This is a genomic window from Burkholderia sp. Se-20378 (assembly GCF_017104665.1).
Classification (GTDB): domain Bacteria; phylum Pseudomonadota; class Gammaproteobacteria; order Burkholderiales; family Burkholderiaceae; genus Burkholderia; species Burkholderia lata.
On sequence record NZ_JAAGPG010000973.1, the window covers coordinates 1 to 1647 of the forward strand.

Sequence of the window (1647 nt, forward strand, 5' to 3'; positions counted from 1 at the left end):
CGCCGCCCGCGACCGGATGCGGCTGCCGCGTGACGAGCCCCGCGCTCGTTGCACGCTCCGACTTCAGCGCTTCGTGCAGCCCGAGCACTTCGCCGCACGGAATGCCCGCATCGGCGAGCGCCGCGAGCAACGTCGCGCGCGACCGGCGCGCGAGCTCGCCGCGAATCTCGGGCAACAGCTCGGCGCGGTTTTCCGAACGGCCGAGGTTGGTCTTGTAGCGCGCGTCGGCCGCGAGGTCGGGCCGCTCGATCGCATCGCAGAAGCGTGCGAACTGCGTGTTGTTGCCGACCGTGATCACGAGCGGGCCGTCGGCCGCGTCGAACACGCCGTACGGCACGATCGACGGATGCGCGTTGCCGTAGCGCGGCGGGTCCTCGCCCATCAGCAGCGCGTCGAGCCCGTAGTACGCGGTGATCATCAGCCCGCAGTCGAACAGCGCCATCTCGATGCGCCGCCCGCGCCCCGTCGCATGGCGCTCGTACAGCGCGGCGAGGATCGCCTGCGCCGAGTACATGCCGGTGAACAGGTCGACCGCCGCGACGCCGAACTTCAGTGGCGGCTGGCCAGCCTCGCCGTTCAGCGCCATCAGTCCGGCCTCGCCCTGCACGACGAGGTCGTAGCCGGGGCGCGCGGCCTCGGCGCCCGAGCGGTCGTAGCCGGAAATCGCGCAGTGCACGAGGCGCGGATTCAGCTCGGCCAGCGCGTCGTAGCCGAGCCCGAGCTTTTCCGCGCCGCCGAACTTGAAGTTGTGAAGCACCACGTCGGCCTGCGCGGCCAGCTCGCGTGCGAGCCGCTGCCCTGCTTCGGTCTGCAGGTCGAGACAGATCGAGCGCTTGCTCCGGTTCACGCTGTTGAAGTAGGTCGTCTCGGTGTCGCCGATCCTCAGGCCCCAGTCGCGCGTGTCGTCGCCGCGCGCCGGATGCTCGACCTTGATCACTTCCGCGCCGAAATCGGCGAGCACCATCGCGCACCACGGGCCCGCGAGCACGCGCGAGAAATCGAGCACCTTCACGCCGGCCAGCGGCAATGCGCGCGATTCGTTCGTCATCCTTGTCTCCTCCATTCGCGTGATTTGCTTTTACTGTTTCGACAGCGCGATGTAGCGCGCGAGATGGTGATCTTCATCACCGAGCTGGTGATCGATCATCACGAGACGCTTCGCGTAGTGCGACAGCGGCAACTCCCACGTCATCCCGATCCCGCCGTGCAACTGGATGCTCTCCTCCGCGACGAGCGTGCCGATCCGGCCGATGCTGGTTTTCGCCGCCGCGAGCGCGCGTTCGCGCACCACGCGCGGCGCATCGAGCTGCGCGGCCGCGTTGATCACGGCCGAGCGCGCCTGCTCGACTTCGAGCAGCAGGTCGGCCATCCGGTACTGCAGCGCCTGGAAGCTGCCGATCGGCAAGCCGAACTGCTTGCGCGTGCGCAGGTAGTCGAGCGTGTACTCCTTCGCGACGTCCATCGCGCCGAGCGCTTCCGCCGACAGCGCGAGCAGCCCGTAGCCGAGCACGCGTTCGAGCAGCTCGGCGCCGGCTTCACCGTCGTGCGTGCCGAGCGCCGCATCGGCCGGCAGCACGACGCGTTCGAAGCGCACTTCGGCCGCGCGGCCGCCGTCGATCTTCCGGTAGTCGCGCAGCGATACGCCCG

The 1647-nt window shown here is 69.3% G+C and carries 2 protein-coding genes; both read right to left on the minus strand.

Translation table 11 applies throughout. From position 1 onward, the window contains the following. A partial coding sequence (locus G3N93_RS39465) for a CaiB/BaiF CoA-transferase family protein (RefSeq protein ID WP_206135468.1) occupies nucleotides 1–1048 on the minus strand: 1048 nt, incomplete at its 3' end. Nucleotides 1049–1078: 30 nt separating this feature from the next. Next, a partial coding sequence (locus G3N93_RS39470; RefSeq protein ID WP_241026899.1) for an acyl-CoA dehydrogenase occupies nucleotides 1079–1647 on the minus strand: 569 nt, incomplete at its 5' end.